Genomic DNA, 20932 nt, shown 5'->3' on the forward strand with positions numbered 1-20932 from the left:
GGCCGGCGCGCCCGCCCCGCCCCCCCCCCCCCCCCCCGCCGGCCCCGGGGGGCCCCCCCCCCCCCCCCCCACTACCGCAAACCGCGCTACGGCGCGGTTTGCTTTTTCTGGCGGCGGGGCCAACCCCGCGCGCAGCCATGACCGATGGCCTTGGCAGCCCCGGCCGCACGGGCCTACCATCGGTTTTTTGCCGTCCTGCGGAGACCCCGATGAAACTGCGTCATGCCCTGCTGCCACTGAGCCTGCTGGCTGCCCTGCCCAGCGTTGCCGCTGCCCGTGGCCTGGAAGTCCGCGACATGGTGGCCATGGACCGCGTCTCCGCGCCGGTACTGACCACGGACGGTGGCACTGTGGTGTTCGCCAAGCGCAGCGTGGACGCCAACCTGAAGGCCTCCACCGCGCTGTTCGCGCGCAACCTGCGTACCCGCGATGCGGCACCGCCCAAGCAGATCACCCCGGCCGGCTGGAACGTCAATTCCGCTTCGCTGTCGGCCGATGGCCAGACCGTCTACTTCCTCAGCGCCAGGAACGGCAGCCAGCAGCTGTACGCGCAGCCGATCAACGGCGGCACCCCGCGTCAGCTGACCGACTTCCCGGTGGACGTGGACAGCTACCACGTATCGCCGCAGGACGACCGCGTGCTGTTCAGTGCCGGCGTGTTCCAGGCCTGTGCCTCGGATCTGGCATGCACCGAGAAGAAGCTGAAGGAAAAGAAGGACGCCAAGGCCAGCGGCCAGGTGTGGGATTCGCTGTTCGTGCGCCACTGGGATACCTGGAACGACGGCCGCCGCAACACCCTGTTCGTGGCACCGCTGCCGGCAGGCAAGGCCGGGGCGGTCAAGGGCGCCTCGGCGCTGAGCGCGACCATCGACGGCGATGCACCGTCCAAGCCGTTCGGTGGCAATGACGATTTCGCGTGGTCGCCGGATGGCGCCAGCGTGGTGGCCAGCATCCGCGTGGCCGGCAAGCAGGAGCCGTGGTCGACCAACTTCGACCTGTACCGCTTCGACGCTGCGGGCAAGCAGGCGCCGGTCAATCTGACCGCCTCCAATCCGGCCTGGGATGCCGGCCCGGTGTTCAGTGCCGACGGCAAGACCCTGTTCTACCGTGCGATGAAGCGCCCGGGCTTCGAGGCCGACCGTTTCGGCCTGATGGCGATGGACCTGGCCAGCGGCAAGAGCCGTGAGATCGCGCCGCAATGGGATCGCTCGGCTGGCGGTATCACCCTGTCCGCCGACGGCGCCAGCATCTACACCACCGCCGATGACCTCGGCGAGCACCCGCTGTTCCAGATCGACGTGGCCAGCGGCAAGGCCACCAAGCTGATCGGCGACGGCAGCGTGACCTCGGTGGACGTGGCCGGCACCAGCGTGGCGATCACCCGCAACAGCCTGAAGAGCAACGACCAGGTGCTGGTCGGCCTGCTGCCGGCCGCCGGCGAAGCCATCGGCGAGCTGCGCGCGCTGACCCCGGCCGCTGGCGACGTGCTCAAGGACGTCAGCTTCGGTGACTACGAACAGTTCGAGTTCAAGGGCTGGAACAACGACACCGTGCACGGCTATGTGGTCAAGCCGCACAACTACCAGGAAGGCAAGTCGTACCCGGTCGCGTTCCTGATCCACGGCGGCCCGCAGGGCAGCTTCGGCAATGGCTGGAGCTACCGCTGGAATCCGCAGACCTATGCGGGCCAGGGCTACGCCGTGGTGATGATCGACTTCCACGGCTCCACCGGCTATGGCCAGGCCTTCACCGATGCGATCAGCCAGCACTGGGGCGACCGCCCGCTGGAAGACCTGCAGAAGGGCTGGGATGCGGCGTTGAAGAAGTATTCCTTCCTCAACGGTGACAAGGCCTGTGCGCTGGGCGCCAGCTACGGCGGCTTCATGGTCAACTGGATCGCCGGCAACTGGAACGGCCCGTTCAAGTGCCTGGTCAACCATGACGGCGTGTTCGACCAGCGCATGATGGGCTACGCCACCGAAGAACTGTGGTTCACCGAGTGGGAGCAGGGCGGTACGCCGTACCAGAAGGCGGCGAACTACGAGAAGTTCAACCCGGTCAACCACGTGGCGGACTGGAAGAAGCCGATCCTGGTCATCCACGGCCAGCAGGACTTCCGTATTCCGGTCGAGCAGGGCCTGGCCGCGTTCACTGCTGCCCAGCGCCAGGGCATCGAATCGAAGTTCCTGTACTTCCCGGATGAAAACCACTGGGTGCTGAAGCCGAACAACAGCATCCTGTGGCATGACACCGTCAATGCCTGGCTGAAGCAGCACATCGGCAACTGATGACTGCAGCGCCGCCCTTCGGGGCGGCGCTTTTGTTTCGCCATCTGCTGTACCGGTGGGTGCCGACCGTTGGTCGGCACACCTTCCTGATCTGCCGCCAACAGCAGCCGGCCAGCGGCCGGCTCTACCCAGAGCGCCTGCATGCCCTCGACCGCCCTGATCCAGAACGACATCGTCGTCTTCGGTTTGATCGCCGCCACCCTGGGCGCCGTGTTCTGGACTGCCTCGCGGGAGCAGGGCCTGTGGAAACGCTTCTACACCTTCGTGCCGGCACTGCTGCTGTGCTACCTGATTCCCGGCATCTACAACACCGTCGGCCTGATCGACGGTCAGAACACCAAGCTCTACAACCCGATCGCACGCGACATCCTGCTGCCGGCAGCGCTGATCCTGCTGACCCTGGCGGTGGACATCAAGGGCATCCTGCGGCTCGGCCCGAAGCTGGTGCTGATGTACCTGGGTGCGTCCGCCAGCATCATGCTGGGTGCGGTGGTGGCTTTCCTGGTGATGCGCGCGCTGCATCCGGAAACGGTGGCCGGTGACACCTGGGCCGGCATGGCCGCACTGGCCGGCAGCTGGATCGGCGGCGGTGCCAACATGCTGGCGATGCGCGAAGTGTTCGACGTCAACGCCACCACGTTCGGCCAGTTCGCGGTGGTCGATGTCGGTGTCGGTTACGTGTGGATGGCCGCGCTGATCTTCCTGGCCGGGCGCGCAGCGAAGATCGACGCGCGCAGCGGTGCCGACACGTCGGCCATCGATGAGCTGAAGGAGCGTATCGCGCGCTTCCAGGCCGAGCATGAGCGCGTTCCCAGCCTCACCGACCTGATGCTGATCGTGGCAGTGGCCTTCGGCGGCGTGGGTCTGTCACACGCGATCGGTGCGCCGCTGGCAGCATGGTTCAAGGCCAATGTCAGCTGGGCCTCGCAGTTCAGCCTGGATGCGCCGTTCGTGTGGGTGGTGGTGCTGTCGACCACGCTGGGCCTGAGCCTGAGCTTCACCCGTGCACGCACGCTGGAAGGTGCGGGCGCCTCGCGGCTGGGTTCGCTGCTGCTGTACTTCCTGATTGCCTGCATCGGCATGCAGATGGATCTGCTGGCGCTGCTGGACCGCCCGTGGCTGTTCCTGCTCGGCCTGATCTGGATTGCCGTGCACATCGCGCTGCTGTGGTGCCTGGGCAAGCTGCTGAAAGTGCCGTTCTTCTACTTCGCGATCGGTTCGCAGTCGAACATCGGTGGCCCGGCTTCGGCGCCGGTGGTGGCTGCAGCGTTCCATCCGGCCCTGGCGCCGGTGGGCGTGTTGCTGGGCACGATGGGCTACGCCACCGGCACCTACCTGGCCTACATCGTCGGCATTACCCTTCGCGCGCTGGCAGGGCAGGACTGATGGGGTAGTGCCGGCCGCTGGCCGGCAACCAGGTAATGCTGCACGGGTTCATGAGGTTGCCGGCCAACGGCCGGCACTACCGATGCGTTACGCCACCGGCAATCCGCGTTCGATCAACCACGCCTTCGCGTCTTCGGCGTCCTGCTCGAACCGCGCCGAGTGAAAAGAGGGGCGCCGCAAGGTCCGGCGCGTCGCCACGCGCCCGTGGCCAACCGCGCCCGCGGCTTTACGCCACCGGCAACCCGCGTTCGACCAGCCACGCTTTCGCGTCTTCGGCGTCCTCTTCAAACCACGCTTTCGTAGACCCCAGCCGATACGTATACCCCCAGGCATCCATGTCGGCCATCAACCGCGCAGTGCCAACGCCAGGCAGCTGCCCGGCCAGCACGATCTGCAGGTAGCAGGTGGCATCTTCCTCGGCCACCGAGTCGGTGGCGTCGGTATGCACCTGCGCACGCCGCTCCGGCGGCAGCACGATCAGATGGCAGGCTTCGTGCAGCATCGAGTGCACGGGCGTGTCATCGCGCACGTACACGTTGCTGGCGATGATGCCGGCCTCGGGCTCGCCCCAGTAGCTGCCGGGAATCGGTTCACCGGCCGCGACGTGGTGCAGCTGCAGGCCATGCGTGGCGAGCAGGCGCTGCGCATCAGCGAAGGCGATGTCGCCCACGCAGGTGATGTCCACGGCGGTTGTCGTATCGGTCATGCGGGTCAGGCAGCCCCGCCCGTGCAGGCACGGGCGGGGCAGAGCATCAGGGTTTGTCCGGGCCTTCAGGCAGCGCCACGGAGATGTCCAGCACATCGTGCTGGCCATCCTTCACCAGGTCGACCTTCACTGCATCGACGTCGATGTTCACGTACTTCTTGATCACTTCCAGCAGCTCGCGCTGCAGCAGCGGCAGGTAATCGGGGCCGCCGCGGTTGCTGCGCTCCTGCGCGATGATGATCTGCAGGCGGTTCTTGGCGGTTTCGGCGGTGGTCTTCTTCGCTTTGAGGAAATCAAACAGGCCCATGCTTACCCTCCGAACAGCTTGCTGAAGAAGCCCTTCTTCTCGACGTTGGTGAAGCGCATCGGGCGTTCTTCGCCGAGGATGCGCGCGACGGCGTCGTCGTAGGCCTGGCCGGCTGCGGACTCGACATCCAGGATGACCGGCTCGCCCTTGTTGGAGGCGTTGAGCACGTCACCCGACTCGGGGATCACGCCGATCGCCTTCAGGCCGAGCACTTCCTCGACGTCGGCGATGCTGAGCATCTCGCCGCTTTCCACGCGCAGCGGGGTGTAGCGGGTCAGCAGCAGGAAGGCCGGCACGTCCTGGCCGGACTCGGCCTTGTGGGTCTTCGAGTCGAGCAGGCCGATGATGCGGTCCGAGTCGCGCACCGACGACACTTCCGGGTTCACCACCACCACCGCACGGTCGGCGAAGTACATCGCCAGGAAGGCGCCCTTCTCGATGCCGGCCGGGGAGTCGCAGATGATGTAGTCGAAGCCGTCGGCGGCCAGGTCCTTCAGGACCTTGCCCACGCCTTCCTGGGTCAGTGCGTCCTTGTCGCGGGTCTGCGAGGCGGCCAGCACGTACAGGTTCTCGAAGCGCTTGTCCTTGATCAGGGCCTGCTTGAGGGTCGCTTCGCCGTGCACGACGTTGACGAAGTCGTACACCACGCGGCGTTCGCAGCCCATGATCAGGTCGAGGTTGCGCAGGCCGACGTCGAAGTCGATCACCGCCACCTTCTTGCCGCGCCGTGCCAGGCCGCAGGCCAGGCTCGCGCTGGAAGTGGTCTTGCCGACGCCGCCCTTGCCGGAGGTGACTACGATGATTTCAGCCAAAGGACTTCTCCTGATGATTCTGTTTGGGTGCTGCGTCAGTCCAGCGCAGCGATCTTGATCTGGTCCTGTTCCAGCCACACCTGCACGGCCTTGCCGCGCAGGGAGTCCGGGACATCGTCCAGTACCTTGTAGTGGCCTGCAATGGCGACCAGTTCCGCATGGAAATCACGGCAGAAGATGCGTGCCGCGGTGTTGCCCTGTGCCCCTGCCAGCGCGCGGCCGCGCAGGGTGCCGTAGATGTGGATGCTGCCATCGGCGATGACCTCGGCGCCGGCGCCGACGGTGGCCATCACGGTCAGGTCGCAGTTTTCAGCGTACAGCTGCTGGCCCGAACGCACGTTGCCCAGCTGCATGCGGCCCGGCTGCGGTGCGGCGGCGTCGGCAACCTTGGCCACCGGCGTGGCCGGTGCCGGCTTCGGTTCGGCACGGGCTGCGCGACGCGGTTCCGGCGCGGGCGGCGGCGGCGGGGCCGGCTCGGCCTCGGCACGCTCGTACTGGGCGCGGAACTTGGCCAGCAGTGGCAGCCCGAGCTGCTGCGAGAGCAGGTCGACCGCGCTGGTGCCATAGGCCAGCGCCACCGGCAGCACGCCGGCACTGCGCAGGCCATCGACCAGCGCCTGCGCGGTGGCCACGTCCGGCACCTGGCTCAGGCCGCCGAAGTCGAGGATCACCGCGGCGCGGCCGAACAGTTTCGGCGCACGGGTGACGCGTTCGCGCATTTCCTGCACGAGGCGTTCGACATCAAGGGTACGGATGCGCAGGTTGGCGATGCCCACCTGGCCGATCTTCAGTTCACCGGCCTGTTCGTAATCGAAATTCACCGCCACGCTCAGGTCCCCGTCGGCCGCTGTGCCTGCGCCGGCAGATGCCGGGCACGTGTCCATGCCACATCCGGCAGCTTGCCGCCGTAGGTCTCCTGGACCCACGGGTAGCTGCACAGTTCCTTGGCCAGCATGCTGGCGCGCACGTCGACCTGCGGCATGGTGTTCTGGCCCAGCTCGCGGAAGCCGAAGCTGCCGTGGAAGAGCAGGGCGGCATCGGCGCCATGGTCGAGGAAGACTTCGCAGGTCATCTGCGGGTAGCGCAGCTCGGCAAAGCTCTGCGCGTCGGCATAGAACGCACGGCCGACGCCACCGCCACGACGGCGGCTGGCGACCACGATGCGGTCGATATAGAAGAACGGGGTGTCCAGCTGCTGCTTGAACCAGGCGAAGTTGCTGCTGTCGTGCTGGCTGTCGCTGCCGAAGCCGATCAGGAAGCCGGCCAGGTTGCCGTCGCGCTCGGCGACGCGGAAATATTCAGCGGTTTCGTAGAACAGGCGCAAGCGGGCCGCATCCAGGGGAAGGATGGCCAGGCCAGCGTTGTTGTTCAAAGCCAGGACGGAATCGAGCTCGTGCTCGCGCACGTCGCGGATGACAATCGACATTGTGACTCCGTGGGGTAACGCGGTTGGTCCGTCAAATTGGACCCTGCGCACGATTATTGCATGCCCGGGGTGGGCTGCGGCATGAACAGGGGACCTCGGATGCATGACTTCCGTGGGAGTGCGCGACGCGGGCCGGGCCCGTAGAGTGCTGGCATGTTGGGAGTCCTCAGCCATACCCGCGTCCTCCGTCTGGCCGGCCTGTTTACCTGGGTCATGGTCGGCCTGCCACTGGCGTACTCGCAATTCGAGAACCTGCACAGCCGCAGCGATATGGGCAGCTGGGCGATCCTGTTGTTCGTCGCCTACCTGTCCTTCGGCGCCGCGTACTACTGGCTGACCCGCCTCCTGCGCAGTGACAGCGACAGTCACACCACCTGGCTGGACCGCGGCCTGCTGCTGCTGCTGACGGTTTCGGCGCTGGGCGTCAGTTTCCTCAGTGGTTCGGGCCTGGGCAGCATCCTGATGATGGTGGCTGCCGGCGTCATTCCGTGGATGCTGTCGGCGCGCCTGTGCGTGCTGTGGCTGCTGGTCAGCCAGCTGGCGGTGGCCCCGGTCTATTACATACTGCTGAACTTCCCGCTGTTCGAAGCCGTGATGCAATCGCTGCTGTATGGCGGCTTTTCCATGTTCATCTTCGTGACCAGCCTTGTCGCGAGACAGCAGACCCAGGCCCGCGACGAGCAGCGCAGGCTCAATTCGGAGCTGCGTGCCACTCGTGCCCTGCTGGCCGAAAGCGCTCGCGTCAACGAGCGAACCCGCATTTCGCGTGAGCTGCACGATCTTCTGGGGCATCAGCTGACCGCACTGACCCTGAACCTCGAAGTGGCCGGTCACCTGGCCGAGGGCCAGGCGCTGGACCATGTAAAGCGCTCGCATGCCTTGGCCAAGCTGCTGCTGGGCAACGTGCGTGAGGTGGTCAGCCAGCTGCGCGAGACCGGCGCCATCGATCTGGCGGCGGCGCTGCGCCCGCTGACCGAGAACGTGCCCTCGCTGGACATCCAGCTGGAGATCGAGGATCCGCTGAACGTGGAGGACCCGCAGCGGGCCCACGTGCTGCTGCGCTGTACCCAGGAGATCATCACCAACGCGGTGCGCCATGCCGGCGCCCGCCACCTGTGGATCAAGGTGTACCGTGAAGCCCCCGACCGGGTGGTGGTGGAGGCCCGCGACGACGGCGTCGGCGCGGATATGGTCAATGTGGGCAATGGCTTGCGCGGCATGCGCGAGCGCCTGCAACAATGTGGTGGCCAGCTGCAGGTCGAAACCCGTCCCGGTGAAGGCTTCCGGCTGCGGGCGACGGTGCCGGCAACGGTGCTGGTGGCCGCCCTTACCAAGGTTCCTGAAGGAGTGCGTTGATGATTCGCGTCTGCCTGGTCGACGACCAAACCCTGGTGCGGCAGGGAATCCGCTCCCTGCTGGCGCTCGACGACGGTATCGAGGTGGTGGCCGAGGCCGGCGATGGCCGGCAGGCGGTCGAGCTGATACCGCAGGTGCGCCCCGACGTGGTGCTGATGGACATGCGCATGCCGGTGATGTCCGGGCTGGAGGCGCTGCAGGTGCTGTCGCGCCAGGAGCAGCTGCCACCGACCATCATCCTCACCACCTTCGATGACGACCAGCTGGTGCTGGCCGGGCTCAAGGCCGGAGCCAAGGGCTACCTGCTCAAGGACGTGACCCTGGCGCAGCTGGTCGGTGCCATCCGCACCGTGGCCGACGGCGGTTCGCTGGTGCAGCCGGCCGTGACCCAGCGCCTGCTGTCCGGCCTGGAGCACATGCGCAACGAGTTCGTCAGCCTGGACCGCCCGGACCCGTTGACCGACCGCGAGACCGAGATCCTGCGCCTGATGGCCAGTGGCTTCTCCAACAAGGAGATCGCCAACTCGCTGGGTGTGGCCGAAGGCACCATCAAGAATCACGTGTCCAACATCCTGTCCAAGCTGGGCGTGCGCGACCGTACGCGCGCCGTACTGAAGGCGTTCGAACTCCAGCTGGTCTGAGGAAAACCTTTTCAGGACAATGACTTGAGGTCCAGTCATGGCCCTCGGGTGGGGTTGCCCCCTACTTCACGGGTATCGGTATGCGGTACCCTTCGAATTCTTTGTCCATACAAATACGCAGCCGGCAGGGAAACCGGTGCGCCAATCCCGATAAACAATGCCCGCGAAGCCTGCTAGGATTGGCGCTTCGCTTCAATCAACCCGGCCGTGGGATCGGCCCCGGAGACTCTCTGAATGACCCGTATTATCGAGTTCCTGATCGCCTTGGGGATCGTGGCTGGCCTGTTCGTCATCATTGGCGTATGTCTGCCGGGCGAGCGTCACATCACCGAAAGCATCGAGACCAACCGCAAGATGACGATCGTGTACGACACGGTCAGCAGCCTGCGCCGCTTCAAGGACTGGAACCCGCTGGTACTGCGCGATCCCGCCGTTGAACTGAAGCTGTCCGGCCCGGCCTCCGGCGTCGGTGCCACTCTCGACTTCACCTCCAAGGACCTGGGCACCGGTTCCTGGAAGATCACCGAAGCCGAAGAGAACAAGCGTGTTGCGATCGCCATCGATGACGCCACCAAGGGTCACGACAAGATCACCACCTTCACGCTGGAGCCGACCGGCAAGGGTGGCCGCAACGTCAAGATCACCCAGGACTACTCGGTGAAGTACGGCTTCGACCTGTTCGGCCGTTATGCCGGCCTGTATGTCAGCCGCCAGATCGGCGACGACATCAAGATGGGTCTGTCGCGTATGGCCAACATGCTGGCCAGCGTCCCGAACGTGGACTACCGCACCCCGGAAGCACCGCTGACCGATCTGGCCATCGTCAATGTGCCGGCTGAAGACCTGCTGGTCGTCAACGCCGGTAACGTGGACCGCGGTCAGGACACGATCACCAAGTCCATCAAGGACAACCAGGAGTGGATCAAGCGCGTGATGGAGGCCAATGGCCTTGAAGCCGCCGGTCCGTTCCGCATCATCACCACCGATTTCGGTCAGGAGAAGTACGCCTTCGACATCGCCCAGCCGGTGAAGAAGAAGGGTGCTGAAGGTGCCACCGCTGAAGAGCTGACCGTCAAGATCGACGGCGGCGCTCCGGTCAAGTACGTGCACGTGGCCCCGCACCGTTCGGCGCATGCCGCCTACACCGGCCACATGGCGGGTCTGGACGTGGCCCGCAACGGCCTGCGTGCCTGGGCTGTGACCAACGGTTCGGAAGTGGTCGATCGCCCGTACGAAACCTGGAAGGACGGTCTGGACAAGTCGTTCACGCCGGAAGCGACCTACGACATCTACTGGGCCGTCAAGTAAGCCTCGGCTGACCCATGTAGTGTTGGACACGAAAACGCGCCGCTCATTGCGGCGCGTTTTTTTTCATCTGGCGCCCGGCAAGGGCGCTGCGCAAGGAGCCCACATGTTCAATCTCGAACGTCGCGCACGTAAGCCATCACTGCTGGCCTGCCTGGGGGCGCTGCTGGCCGCCGCCTCTATCGGCCTGTCGGCCTATGCCTCGCACGGTGTGGCCGACCCGCTGGCGCAGCAGCATCTGAACATGGCGGCGCTCTATGCGTTCGCGCATGGCGCGGTACTGGTGGCGCTCGGGCCGCGCGCGCAGGGCGCGATCGCGCACCTGGCGTTGTACGTGCTGCTGCTGGGCGTGCTGCTGTTTTCCGGCAGCCTGGTGGGCGGTGCGTTGTGGCAGTGGCCGACACGGATGGCACCGATCGGTGGCACCAGCATGATGGCTGGATGGGTGCTGCTGGCGATCAATGCGTTGAGGCGGTGACGGTCGCAGGGCTGTCGCTTCGATCCATGCCGATGCGATCCTAAGGGTTCATGGGCGTTACTTTTCTTTTCGCGCGAAAAGAAAAGTAACCAAAAGAAACGCGCCGCCGGCCGCGAGCCGGTGCTGCGCACCGGTCCCCTGTGCTCCTCGGCCCGTCGAGGGACGGTGCGGGAACTCGCTGCGCTCAGACACCCGCACCTCTTCGCCCTCGTCGGACCTGCGGTGCTCGGCTCGCTTGAAGGCGGACCCAACAGCTGCGCGCTGATCCGTTACAGGGGCTTCGAGCTTTGCCTTTGCCTTCTTGTCCCATTTCGTGGCGGGCACACGCGGAATCCGCCCGGACAGCTCCATGAAGTTCGCCGTGCAGCCGCCACGAGGGGCTCAGCCGTTGGCCGGTCTCCAGCACCAGTGCCAAGGTTCGTAGACGATCCCATGCGGGTTGTCGCGCGGGTAGCTCAGCTGGAAGCCATGCCCACCGGCATTCGCCTGCAGCCACGCAAACGCGTCGGTGGCTTCGAACGATTCTTCGGCCGGGGCGTCGCCCGGTGTGCCGATGTCCAGCGCGTGGCCGCTGTGGTGTTCGCTGAAACCCGGGGCGGCATTGACCTTCAGGATCTCCGCCACGCTGAAGCCGCGCGCCAGCTTCCGTTCGAAGATGCCCAACTGGTAGGCATGGCTGCGGAAGCCGGAGATGGCGTCCAGCGCAATGCCATCCTGTGCCGCATGCAGTCGCATCCGTCGCCAGCCCTGCGCGGCGCCACGGCGCAGCCACAGCGGGCGGGCGAAGCGATCGCGGCCGGCAAAATGCAGCAGGCAGGGTTCGGGTTCCAGCGGCAGGCCGCTGTCGTCGGCGTAGCGCTGCGGGTCCAGGCCAAGCTGCTGCAGGCGCTGCTGCAACCCGGCCAGCGGCAGCCACTGATCTTCCAGTCCGGCGCCGAAGGGCCGTGCAGCCGCGGTGTCCAGCAGCGCCAGTGCATCCTCGACCCCGGGCTCGCGCGGCAGGCGCGGCACCATCGAATGCACGCCGTGCGGCAGTACCGCCGCCAGATAGCGGCCATCACGCTTGCGCCGCAGCACCCACTGCGCCTGCGACAGCAGGCGTGCATCCAGGTTGCTGCGTGCGCGCAACAGGTGGGCGGGCCACAGCTCGATGGCCTCGGTATTGATCAGCAGGGGCGGGCGTCGTTGCATCGCCTCAGCTTACTGCCGTGGTGCCGACGCGGCCACCTTGCGCAGCGCATCGAGCAGCGCCTGCGGCCGGTCCACGCTGAGCAGCAGCGTGCTGCCATCACTGACCGGCAGGGCGAGGACACGCGCACGGTCGGTGACCAGCGCGAAGCCCTTGCCGCCACCCTGCAGGCGGAAGTGGCCCGAGTAGAAGCCCGGCATTGAATAGCCATTGGTTTTGACACGGATGCCATAGCGGCGGTCACGCTGCAGGTCGACCACCTCGGCCTGGTCCAGCCGCAGCTGCGCCACCGGCACGCGCCGCCGGTACATCGTCGAGCGCACGTCCAGCACGTTGCCGGCCAGCTCCACCCGGCGGCGGAAGAATGCGGCCCCCAGCCCGACAGCGAGTACAGCGATGACGATCAGGCTCCATGCCGCACTGCCGCCCATCCGGAACCAGGGCGGCGACAGCGTTACTTCGATCCAGGGTGCGTTCGCCGGTGCCTTGTACAGCTGCGCATACAGGCAGGCCACGAAGGCAGCCAGCAGCGGCAGCACGATCCACAGCACGCGCAGCGGCGAACTCTCGGCCACGTCAAAGGGTTTCGGGTCACTGCCGCCCATGGTTCAGGCCTCCTTCTTGAACACCAGCATCGCCGGGCGCATCGGCGCCGGGATGATGATGTTGACCAGCTCCCAGCCCAGCTGGCCCTGCCGGCTCAGCTCGGCCTGGACATCCTCGGCCTTGAGTACGCCCATCATGGAGGTCTTGACCTCGATGGTCTGGTAGCTCCAGCGCTTGCTCATTCCTTGTCCTCCGACGATGGCGTGGGTTTCGGCAGGCGTCCTGCCTTGCGCAGGGCGTCGCGCAGCACGTACTCGATCTGTGCGTTGAGGCTGCGCAGCTCGTCATCAGCCCAGCGCTGCGCCGCGGCCAGGACCTCGGCATTGATGCGCAGCGGATAGGCTTTCTTCTCACTCATGGGGGCTCCTGGCGGGGCGGTGGGGCGCCCCGTTGCGAGGGTGGCTCAGTACAGCGAGCCTGCATTGACGATCGGCTGGGTGCCGCGGTCCGAGCACAGCACGGTCAGCAAGTTGCTGACCATGTGCGCCTTGCGTTCCTCGTCCAGCTGCACCACGCCGTTCTTCTGCAGTTCGGCCAGGGCCATCTCGACCATGCCGACCGCACCGGCAACGATGCGCGTGCGTGCGGCGATCACCGCGTTGGCCTGCTGCCGCTGCAGCATCGCCTGGGCGATTTCGGCGGCGTAGGCGAGGTGGCTGATGCGTGCGTCGATGACCTGCACGCCGGCGTCGGCCAGGCGCTCGGCCAGTTCGTTCTTCAGGTGCAGGGAAATCTCGCTGGCATGACTGCGCAGGGCCAGCTGGCCATCCTCATGCTGGTCGTAGGGGTAGCTGGTGGCCATCGCGCGCAGCGCCGATTCGGACTGGATGTGCACGAAGCTCTCGTAGTCGTCCACGTTGTAGACCGCCTCGGAGGCATCGACCACCTGCCAGACGATGACCGCGGCGATCTCGATCGGGCTGCCGTCCAGCTCGTTGACCTTCAGCTTGCCGCTCTCGAAGTTGCGCACGCGCTGGCTGACCCGGCGCTTGGCGTAGAAGGGGTTGTTCCAGCGCAGGCCGTTGTCCTTCACGGTGCCCACGTATTTGCCGAACAGGCTCAGCACCGCCGCCTGGTTGGGCTGGACGGTGTACAGGCCGGCCAGGGCGAAGATCGCCAGCGCCGCCACCAGGATGCCGGCCAGCATCAGCAGCAGGTTGGGGGAACCGGTGCTGGCCTTGGCTGCTACCCCCAGTACGAACAGGGCGCCGCCGGCGAGGGCGACAAGCAGGGCGCCGGCCAGCGTGCCGAGGCCGTTGAGCGAAGACAGCGACTTCTCTTTCATGGCGGTACGTCCTTGAGGGTTCGGAATGAAGATATCAAAGTGATATCACTTATCGACTACCGTTCGTCGGATGCCATGGCCGGGGTGCCCGGCCAGCTAGAATGCCCACCCGCCTTCACATCGCTGCTGGAACCGCCATGGCCAAGCTTGGAACTCCGTTGTCCCCCTCCGCCACCCGCGTGCTGCTGCTGGGCTCGGGCGAACTCGGCAAGGAGGTGGCCATCGAGCTGCAGCGGCTGGGTGTGGAAGTGATCGCCGCCGACCGCTATGCCGATGCCCCGGCCATGCAGGTCGCGCACCGCTCGCATGTGATCGACATGCTGGATGCGATGGCCCTGCGCGCGCTGATCGCCCAGGAGCAGCCGCACCTGGTGGTGCCGGAGATCGAGGCCATTCATACCGAGACCCTGGTCCAGTTGGAGCAGGAGCAGGGCCTGCGGGTGATCCCGACCGCGCGCGCCGCCCGCCTGACCATGGACCGCGAGGGCATCCGCCGCCTGGCCGCCGAGACCCTGGGCCTGCCGACCTCGCCCTACCGCTTCGTCGATACCGAAGCCGAGTACCGCGCCGCCGTGGCCGCCATCGGCCTGCCGTGCGTGGTCAAGCCGGTGATGTCGTCCTCGGGCAAGGGCCAGAGCACGCTGCGCAGCGAGGCGGACATCGCCCCGGCCTGGGACTACGCGCAGACCGGTGGCCGTGCCGGTGCCGGCCGCTGCATCGTCGAAGGTTTCATCGATTTCGACTACGAGATCACCCTGTTGACCGTGCGCCATGCCGGCGGCACCTCGTTCTGCGCGCCGATCGGCCATCTGCAGAGGGACGGCGACTACCGCGAGAGCTGGCAGCCGCAGCCGATGTCGAGCAGGGCGCTGGCGCGTGCCGAAGAGATTTCGCGCGCGATCACCGATGACCTCGGTGGCTGGGGCCTGTTCGGTGTCGAGCTGTTCGTGAAGGGCGACGAGGTGTGGTTCAGCGAAGTGTCGCCGCGCCCGCACGACACCGGCCTGGTGACGCTTGTTTCGCAGGAACTGAGCGAGTTCGCGCTGCACGCGCGCGCCATCCTCGGCCTGCCGATCCCGGTGATCCGCCAGAGCGGCCCGTCGGCCTCGTGCGCGCTGCTGGCGCATGGCGAGGGCGTGCCGTACTTCAACAACGTCGCCGCCGCACTGCAGGTGCCGGACACCGCCGTGCGCCTGTTCGGCAAGCCGAGCGTGCATGGCCACCGCCGCGTGGGCGTGACCCTGGCGCGCGCGGAAACCCTCGACGAAGCGCGCGCCATCGCGCGTGATGCCGCCGACGCCATCGGCGTCGAACTGCGCCCGTAAAGCAAAAAGGGGACGGAGGGGATTAAGTCGTTTGTGGCACAAACGACTTAATCCCCTCCGTCCCCTTTCTGTTATTTCACATCCACCCACACCAGGTGGTGGTCGCTGCCATCGGCGATCTTCGCTTCCGGGCTTTCATTGGCCGGCCAGAACACGCCGCTGCCGATGTACTCGAAACCGGTGGAGGGCAGCACGTAGTCCAGGCGCATGGTGCCGGACTTCGGGCCGAAATCGCCGGTGGCGTGGAACGGTGCGCCCTTGCGCTCGATGCCCTTGGCCGCATAGGCCAGGCTGGTCTGCTCGCCACCAACGCTGCGCGGGGTGGGGTAGCGCAACACGCGGGCGTTCTCGATCAGTTCGACGATCGCCTCATGGCGGCCATCACCATCGATCGGGTCGTTGTTGAGGTCGCCGAGGATCACGAAGCGCGCGTCCTGTGCCAGGCCGCCGCACTGGCCCTTGTCGTCGCACAGCCACGGCTTGTCACCCTTGGACAGGTATTCCTGCCACAGGCGCAGTTCGTCGTGGTTGCGCGCGGCGTTGCGCTTTTCCGGGCCATCGAACACTGGCGGGGTCGGGTGCGAGACCAGCGCGTGGACCACGCCGGCCGGGGTCTTCACCGGTACGTCCCAATGTGACTTCGACGACAGCCGCAGCTGCGACCACACATGGTCGTTGTAGAAGCTCTTGCCGGTGCGCGGGTCGACCGGACGGATCGCGCCCGGCATCGCGCTCCACTTCAGCAGCTGGAAGCTGCGCACCTTGGCTTCATCGATCGGGTAGCGCGACAGCACCAGCATGCCGTACTGGCCCGGGTGCAGGCCGTAGCCCCAGGCATCGTTGCCGCGGCTGCGGCCTTCGCCGCCGACCACGCCGTTGTTGTCCAGATCCAGGCCGCTGGGCACGCCGGTGTTGACCGGGGCCAGGTAGCGGTAGGCGAAGTGCAGCGGCTTGCCGCCGCCGGGCTGGGCCACTTCCAGGTAGCGTTTCTGGAACAGGTCGGCGGCGCGGTGGGCGTCGTCGAAATCGAATTCGTTCAGCAGCACCAGATCCGGGCGCACCTGCTGCAGCACCGCGGCGATCTTGCGTGCGTGCTCGCTGTCGCCTTCCAGTTCCTTGATCAGGCCACCGGCGTCATCGGAGTACAGCGAGGTGTTGTAGGTGGCCAGGCGCAGCGCAGCGGACGGCTTTTCGGTCATCGCAGGGGATGTGGCGAAGGCGGGGGCGGTGGCGCCGCAGAGCAGGGCCAGGGCGAGGGTCTGGGGTCGGAGGTTCATGCGCCGTATTGTGCACCCGGCCCGGTGTCAGTGGTTTGTCAGCGGCCGTCCAGTTCGTCGTCGAAATCGTGCCAGCGGCGGCCGTCGTAGGCTTCCAGCGGATGGAAGCGCCGTTTGTAGTCCATCTTCTGATGCCCGCGGATCCAGTAGCCCAGGTATACGTGCGGCAGGCCCTCGCGGCGGGCCCATTCGATCTGCTGCAGGATCGCGAAGGTGCCCAGCCCACGCGCGGCATGGTCCGGGTCGAAGAAGGTGTAGACCGCTGACAGGCCGTGCTCGGTGACGTCGGTCACCGCCACACCCAGCAACTGGCTGGGCTGGCCGTCGTGGCCGGGCAGGCGCATCTCCATGAAGCGGGTGTGCGACCAGCTGCCGATCAGGAACTGCTCGAACTCGTGCGGGCCGTGGTCATCCATGCCGCCATTGGCGTGGCGGTGGGTGAGGTAGCGGTGGTACAGCGCGAACAGGTCGTCGCGGGCGGTGGCGGCGGTGATCCGCACCTCCAGGTCTTCATTGCGGGCGGCACAACGGCGCTGGCTGCGGTCCGGGGCGAAGCGCGCCACCGGAATGCGCACCGCCACGCAGGCCTGGCAGTGCGCGCAATGCGGCCGGTAGACCAGATCGCCGCTGCGGCGGAAGCCCCAGCTCAGCGCCAGCGGGTACAGGCCGCCAAGGCGGCGATCGTGCGGGTCCAGCACCAGGTCGCGCGCCACCCGGTCCGACCAGTACCCGCAGGGGTGCTCGCCGGTCTGGAAAAGTCGCAGTTCGTCGTCTCTGTCGCCGTGTATCGCCATGGGCACAGCATAGCCCCAGCCTGTCGCAGTGGCGGCGACTGTCCGCCGGATGAATGGAACTGGCGGCGGCGTCAACCGATGTCGCGCCCGGGCGTTGTTGTTCCCCGAGGGTGAAGTGATCACCCCGACGCTGTTCCCATCCCCAGGAGTGACCTCATGATCCGTACCCCCCTGCTGCTGGCCCTGCTGCTCGGCACTTCCGCTACCGGTATCGCGCTGGCCGCCGATGCCCCGACTGCGCCGGCGCAGCGCCCGGCCAAGCTGGACACCAACGGCGACGGCGTCATCGACCGCAGCGAAGCCGCTGCCAACCCGCGCCTGGCCGCGAAGTTCGACGAGCTGGACAAGAACAAGGACGGCAAGCTCTCGCGCGATGAGCTGCCGCGCTGGCAGCACGGTCGCCGTGGTGGCCACGGCGGTGAGCGCTGGGCCAAGCTGGACGTCAACAAGGACGGCCGCATCAGCCGCGAGGAAGCCAAGGCCGATCCGCGCCTGGCCGCGCGCTTCGACGAGCTCGACCTCAACAAGGACGGTTACCTGGACAAGGCCGACCGCGAGCTGCGCATGAAGCAGCGTCGTGATGCCTGGTTCGCCGCCGCCGACACCAACAAGGATGGCCAGCTGAGCAAGGCCGAGTTCGACGCGGCCAAGGGCCCGATGCACGGTGGCCAGCGCCACGGCGGTCCGCGCGATGGCGCGGCGCCGAAGCCGCAGCGCTGAGGTTCAACGCAGTGAATGACGACAACGCCGGCGCACTGCCGGCGTTGTCCGTTACAGGCGGCCGCTGCGCATCAGTGAGTACACCACAAGCGCGATGACCATCAGGTTCATCGCGATGATGCCGGTGCGGCCGTACATCGATTCGAACTTCCAGTTGATGCCGGTGCGTCCGCGGCGGGCCGAATCGCGCGCGATCATCGGTGCCATCACCCGCTGCAGCGGCACCAGGCACTGGTAGTTGACCACGCCCAGGCCTACCGCCAGCACCGTCAGCTGCGTCCAGACCGGCGCCTGCAGCATCACAGCCAGCAGGATCGCCAGGCACCAGAACATGCCGGTGATGATGTTGAGGTAGAGGAAGCGGCGCACGTCGGCGCGCTCGGATGCCGTTTCGGTGTACGACATCAGGAAGCGTCCGCCCAAATAGCTGCCGATCGCTCCACCGACCACACCGCCGATCACCGCCCCCCAGCTTTCGGCCGGCAGCACGTGCAGCTGGCCCAGCGTGGCAGTCAGCGAGCCCATCGCGGTGCCGCCCGCAGCGCTGGCGCCGCCAAGGCCAAGCTTGCTGCCGCCGATGCCGACGCCGGTGCCGAGCAGGATCGCGGCGCTTGCGGTGCCGGGCGCAGCCACCAGCACCATCGATACCACGGCAGTGGCGAATGCCGCGCTCGGGGCGCTACTGCGCGCGAATTCACCGAAGCGCTGCAGCAGGCCGTCGCGCACCAGGGCGCGGGCACGCGACAGGCGCTTGCGCACGGCGGCGTCACTGAGCCCGAGCAGGTCAGCCACCTGCTGCGAACGCTGGCCTTCGCGGTAGTACAGCAGCAGCACTTCGCGGCTGTCGGCCGGCAACGCGGAAATGATGTCCTCGGCGGCGATTTCCTCTTCCACCCGTTGCAGGCGGTCGGCCGCGCCCGGGGCCGGGTCGGCGGCCATGCCCATCGCCACCTCGGCGGCCTCGCCGGTCAGCGGCCGGCCGCGCTGCGCGCGCAGCCAGTCGCGGGCCAGGTTGCGGGTGATCTGCCGCAGCCAGGGCAGGAAGCTGGTCGAACTGCGCAGCTGGTGCAGCTGCTGCCAGCCCTTCACGAAGGCCTCCTGGGCGATGTCCTCACTGGCCTGACGATCGCGGGTGATGGCCAGCGCGATGGCGGTAACCGTGTTCTGGCAGGCCAGCACGATGCGGCCATAGGCGTGCTGGCAACCGCTGGCGGCGGCAGGCAGTTCGCGTTCCAGTGTCTGGTCGATCGATGCGGCGAACGTCGTCATGGCGGCGGCTCTCCTGCTGGGATTGTGTCCCAAGACGGAGCCGCGCGCCGAATGTGACCGGTCTTCTGCACGGTAGTGCCGGCCGCTGGCCGGCAACCTCATGACAAAAAAGGGGACGGAGGGGATTAAGTCGTTTGTGCCTCAAACGACTTAATCCCCTCCGTCCCCTTTTCGGCTGCCGGCCAGCGGCCGGCACTACCCGTGCGTCACTTCGAGGGCTGGATGCGGACCCGGACTTCTTCCTCTTCCGGTGCGGCCTGCGGGGCCGGTTGCGCCTGCTGCGGCTGGGCCTGCGGGGCAGGGGCCGGTGCGGCCGGCGCCGGGGCGCCGCGATGGCGCAGGCCGATCACCAGCGCCACGCCGGCGATCACCACCAGCAGGGCGATGCGGATGCGCCAGGCCCAGCTGCGGCCACCGCTGCCCTGTTCCGGCGCGTCGCGGAAGGCGAATTCGGCGGTCGGATGGTCGCGGCGGGTGGTGTCGAGCAGTCGCGCCTCGCGCAGGATTTCACGCGCGCGCGGCTGGTCGTCGGCGCGCACGATCCACACCGCTGGGTAGGCGTTGGCGTTGCCCAGGTCGGTATAGCTGAACTGGCCGCGGCGACGGGTCTTGTACGAGCGCCCGTTGGTCACCTTGACGTCGATGCCATGCTCGCGCAGGAGCTCGGCGACGCCTTCGACGGTTTCCACGCGCTGGCTGCTGAAGATCTGGCGCATCGGATCAATCCTTGGCCGGCACGGCGGCGGCCGCGGCCTGGTCGGGAACCACGCGGATCAGGCCTTCCTGCGCGGTGCTGGCCACCAGTACGCCGTTGCGGGTGAAGAACTGGCCGCGGGCCAGGCCGCGCGAATCCTGCGCGCTGGGGCTGTCCAGCGAGTACAACAGCCAGTCATCGGCGCGGAACGGCCGGTGGAACCAGATCGCGTGGTCGAGCGAGGCCATCTGCACGTGCGGGTGGTAGTAGCTGATGCCGTGCGGGAACGTGGCGGTGCCCAGCAGGTGGAAGTCGGAGGCATAGGCCAGCAGTGCCTGGTGCAGCTCCGGGGCATCGCCGACCGGCTCGCTCAGGCGCAGCCACACCTGGTGGTAGGGCGGGCGCTTGGGCGGGTTGAGTTCGTCACGCGGGTAGACGTGGCGGAACTCGAACGGGCCGCCGCGTGACAGCCAGCGCTGCACCTTGATTGGCAGCCGCTCCAGCACTTCGGCCGGCAGCGGACGGTTCGGTTCGATGTCTTCCGGCTGCGGCACTTCGGGCATCTTGTGCTGGTGCTCGGCGCCGGTCTCGGCCTGCTGGAACGAGGCCGCGCAGAAGAAGATCACCTTGCCGTGCTGAATCGCAGTGACGCGGCGCACCGAGAAACTGCCGCCGTCGCGGGTACGGTCCACGTCGTAGACGATGGGGTGGTCGATGTTGCCGGCGCGCAGGAAGTAGGCGTGCAGCGAGTGCACGTGGCGCCCGTTGTCGACCGTGGCCTGCGCCGCAGCCAGCGCCTGGCCCAGCACCTGGCCGCCGAACACGTACTTGGTGCCGATGTCGCGGCTCTGCCCGCGGAACAGGTTGTCCTCCAGCCGCTCCAGGGTGAGCAGGTCGATCAGCTCGGAGACGACGGGTTCGGGCGTGTCGTTCAAGGGGGCGGCCACAGCAATGAAGAGGCCCCGATTATACCGTTGCAGGCCAGTCCATCATTGGTAGTGGCGGGGGGGGGGGGGGGCCCCCCCGGGCGGGGGGGGGGGGGGGGCGGGGGGGGCGGCCGGGGGGGGC

24 protein-coding genes are annotated in these 20932 nt (G+C 67.1%); 8 read left to right on the forward strand and 16 right to left on the reverse strand.

From position 1 onward, the window contains the following. The first annotated feature begins 209 nt into the window (after positions 1–209). Both V3B48_RS09055 and V3B48_RS09060 read left to right on the forward strand, forming a co-directional pair. Entirely contained in the window at positions 210–2288 is a 2079-nt protein-coding gene (locus V3B48_RS09055) for a S9 family peptidase (RefSeq protein WP_329893569.1), read from the forward strand. Positions 2289–2429: 141 nt separating this feature from the next. Further along, positions 2430–3674 carry a DUF819 family protein gene (locus V3B48_RS09060; RefSeq protein WP_285303396.1) on the forward strand — a complete coding sequence of 415 codons (1245 nt, stop codon included), beginning with the start codon at positions 2430–2432 and terminating at the stop codon, positions 3672–3674. Between the two features lie 226 nt (positions 3675–3900). Here the strand turns inward: V3B48_RS09060 and V3B48_RS09065 are convergent, their stop codons facing one another. Genes V3B48_RS09065 through V3B48_RS09085 form a run of 5 tightly spaced genes read right to left on the reverse strand, consistent with a single transcriptional unit; the run spans position 3901 to position 6925 of the window. After that, positions 3901–4380: a hypothetical protein gene (locus V3B48_RS09065; RefSeq protein ID WP_329893570.1), complete on the reverse strand. Its 480-nt coding sequence runs from the start codon at positions 4378–4380 to the stop codon at positions 3901–3903. A 46-nt stretch (positions 4381–4426) separates the two neighbouring features. Continuing rightward, positions 4427–4687 carry a cell division topological specificity factor MinE gene (gene minE / locus V3B48_RS09070; protein WP_004148073.1) on the reverse strand — a complete coding sequence of 87 codons (261 nt, stop codon included), beginning with the start codon at positions 4685–4687 and terminating at the stop codon, positions 4427–4429. Positions 4688–4689: 2 nt separating this feature from the next. Further along, complete coding sequence (minD, locus tag V3B48_RS09075) at positions 4690–5499, reverse strand: septum site-determining protein MinD (protein WP_010483375.1); 810 nt, start codon at positions 5497–5499, stop codon at positions 4690–4692. A gap of 35 nt (positions 5500–5534) precedes the next feature. Continuing rightward, positions 5535–6383 (reverse strand): septum site-determining protein MinC, encoded by an 849-nt coding sequence (gene minC / locus V3B48_RS09080; RefSeq protein WP_050509775.1) that lies wholly within the window; start codon positions 6381–6383, stop codon positions 5535–5537. Beyond that, entirely contained in the window at positions 6329–6925 is a 597-nt protein-coding gene (locus V3B48_RS09085) for a GNAT family N-acetyltransferase (protein ID WP_032127604.1), read from the reverse strand. Before V3B48_RS09085 ends, minC begins: the two co-directional genes overlap by 55 nt. 153 nt (positions 6926–7078) lie before the next feature. Here V3B48_RS09085 and V3B48_RS09090 point away from each other — a divergent pair, with 153 nt between their 5' ends. From V3B48_RS09090 to V3B48_RS09105, 4 genes are all read left to right on the forward strand, one after another. Next, positions 7079–8281 carry a sensor histidine kinase gene (locus V3B48_RS09090; RefSeq protein ID WP_049461775.1) on the forward strand — a complete coding sequence of 401 codons (1203 nt, stop codon included), beginning with the start codon at positions 7079–7081 and terminating at the stop codon, positions 8279–8281. Then, positions 8281–8922 carry a response regulator transcription factor gene (locus V3B48_RS09095; protein WP_006424175.1) on the forward strand — a complete coding sequence of 214 codons (642 nt, stop codon included), beginning with the start codon at positions 8281–8283 and terminating at the stop codon, positions 8920–8922. The genes V3B48_RS09090 and V3B48_RS09095 overlap by 1 nt, the downstream gene beginning before the upstream one ends. 234 nt (positions 8923–9156) lie before the next feature. Further along, a complete protein-coding gene (locus V3B48_RS09100) occupies positions 9157–10230 on the forward strand; it encodes an SRPBCC family protein (protein WP_032127602.1) in 1074 nt (357 codons plus the stop codon). A 103-nt stretch (positions 10231–10333) separates the two neighbouring features. Beyond that, complete coding sequence (locus V3B48_RS09105) at positions 10334–10705, forward strand: DUF423 domain-containing protein (protein WP_019659313.1); 372 nt, start codon at positions 10334–10336, stop codon at positions 10703–10705. A 57-nt stretch (positions 10706–10762) separates the two neighbouring features. Here the strand turns inward: V3B48_RS09105 and V3B48_RS09110 are convergent, their stop codons facing one another. From V3B48_RS09110 to V3B48_RS09135, 6 genes are read right to left on the reverse strand one after another with little or no spacing between them, the layout of a single operon-like run. Continuing rightward, entirely contained in the window at positions 10763–11056 is a 294-nt protein-coding gene (locus tag V3B48_RS09110; RefSeq protein ID WP_032127601.1) for a hypothetical protein, read from the reverse strand. Positions 11057–11086: 30 nt separating this feature from the next. Next, positions 11087–11896, reverse strand: a complete 810-nt coding sequence (locus V3B48_RS09115) for a M15 family metallopeptidase (RefSeq protein WP_201118403.1) — start codon at positions 11894–11896, stop codon at positions 11087–11089. A gap of 9 nt (positions 11897–11905) precedes the next feature. Continuing rightward, a complete protein-coding gene (locus tag V3B48_RS09120) occupies positions 11906–12499 on the reverse strand; it encodes a PH domain-containing protein (RefSeq protein ID WP_032127599.1) in 594 nt (197 codons plus the stop codon). Positions 12500–12502: 3 nt separating this feature from the next. Further along, positions 12503–12682: a DUF4177 domain-containing protein gene (locus tag V3B48_RS09125; RefSeq protein ID WP_032127598.1), complete on the reverse strand. Its 180-nt coding sequence runs from the start codon at positions 12680–12682 to the stop codon at positions 12503–12505. Next, entirely contained in the window at positions 12679–12858 is a 180-nt protein-coding gene (locus V3B48_RS09130; protein ID WP_065178114.1) for an Arc family DNA binding domain-containing protein, read from the reverse strand. The genes V3B48_RS09125 and V3B48_RS09130 overlap by 4 nt, the downstream gene beginning before the upstream one ends. A gap of 45 nt (positions 12859–12903) precedes the next feature. After that, positions 12904–13785 carry an SPFH domain-containing protein gene (locus V3B48_RS09135; RefSeq protein ID WP_329893571.1) on the reverse strand — a complete coding sequence of 294 codons (882 nt, stop codon included), beginning with the start codon at positions 13783–13785 and terminating at the stop codon, positions 12904–12906. Positions 13786–13922: 137 nt separating this feature from the next. Here V3B48_RS09135 and purT point away from each other — a divergent pair, with 137 nt between their 5' ends. Further along, positions 13923–15110, forward strand: coding sequence for a formate-dependent phosphoribosylglycinamide formyltransferase (gene purT / locus V3B48_RS09140; RefSeq protein ID WP_329893572.1), 1188 nt, complete (start codon positions 13923–13925; stop codon positions 15108–15110). A 71-nt stretch (positions 15111–15181) separates the two neighbouring features. On the opposite strand, the gene V3B48_RS09145 is transcribed toward purT, so the two are convergent. Together V3B48_RS09145 and V3B48_RS09150 are read right to left on the reverse strand one after the other, a co-directional pair. Beyond that, positions 15182–16387, reverse strand: coding sequence for an endonuclease/exonuclease/phosphatase family protein (locus V3B48_RS09145; RefSeq protein ID WP_329893573.1), 1206 nt, complete (start codon positions 16385–16387; stop codon positions 15182–15184). A gap of 38 nt (positions 16388–16425) precedes the next feature. After that, a complete protein-coding gene (locus tag V3B48_RS09150) occupies positions 16426–17181 on the reverse strand; it encodes an arginyltransferase (protein ID WP_329893574.1) in 756 nt (251 codons plus the stop codon). Between the two features lie 156 nt (positions 17182–17337). Between V3B48_RS09150 and V3B48_RS09155 the strand changes: the two genes are divergently transcribed. Beyond that, complete coding sequence (locus V3B48_RS09155; protein ID WP_329893575.1) at positions 17338–17901, forward strand: EF-hand domain-containing protein; 564 nt, start codon at positions 17338–17340, stop codon at positions 17899–17901. A 51-nt stretch (positions 17902–17952) separates the two neighbouring features. Here V3B48_RS09155 and V3B48_RS09160 read toward each other — a convergent pair whose 3' ends face one another. The 3 genes from V3B48_RS09160 to tesB all read right to left on the reverse strand — a co-directional run bounded on the left by V3B48_RS09160 (position 17953) and on the right by tesB (position 20799). Next, positions 17953–19170 carry a sigma-70 family RNA polymerase sigma factor gene (locus V3B48_RS09160; protein WP_201118408.1) on the reverse strand — a complete coding sequence of 406 codons (1218 nt, stop codon included), beginning with the start codon at positions 19168–19170 and terminating at the stop codon, positions 17953–17955. A 206-nt stretch (positions 19171–19376) separates the two neighbouring features. After that, positions 19377–19886 (reverse strand): pathogenicity-like protein, encoded by a 510-nt coding sequence (locus tag V3B48_RS09165; RefSeq protein ID WP_329893576.1) that lies wholly within the window; start codon positions 19884–19886, stop codon positions 19377–19379. A 4-nt stretch (positions 19887–19890) separates the two neighbouring features. Further along, positions 19891–20799, reverse strand: coding sequence for an acyl-CoA thioesterase II (gene tesB / locus V3B48_RS09170; protein ID WP_008265305.1), 909 nt, complete (start codon positions 20797–20799; stop codon positions 19891–19893). Between the last annotated feature and the right edge of the window lie 133 nt (positions 20800–20932).

The organism is Stenotrophomonas sp. SMYL20 (assembly GCF_036320045.1).
GTDB lineage: Bacteria > Pseudomonadota > Gammaproteobacteria > Xanthomonadales > Xanthomonadaceae > Stenotrophomonas > Stenotrophomonas maltophilia_A.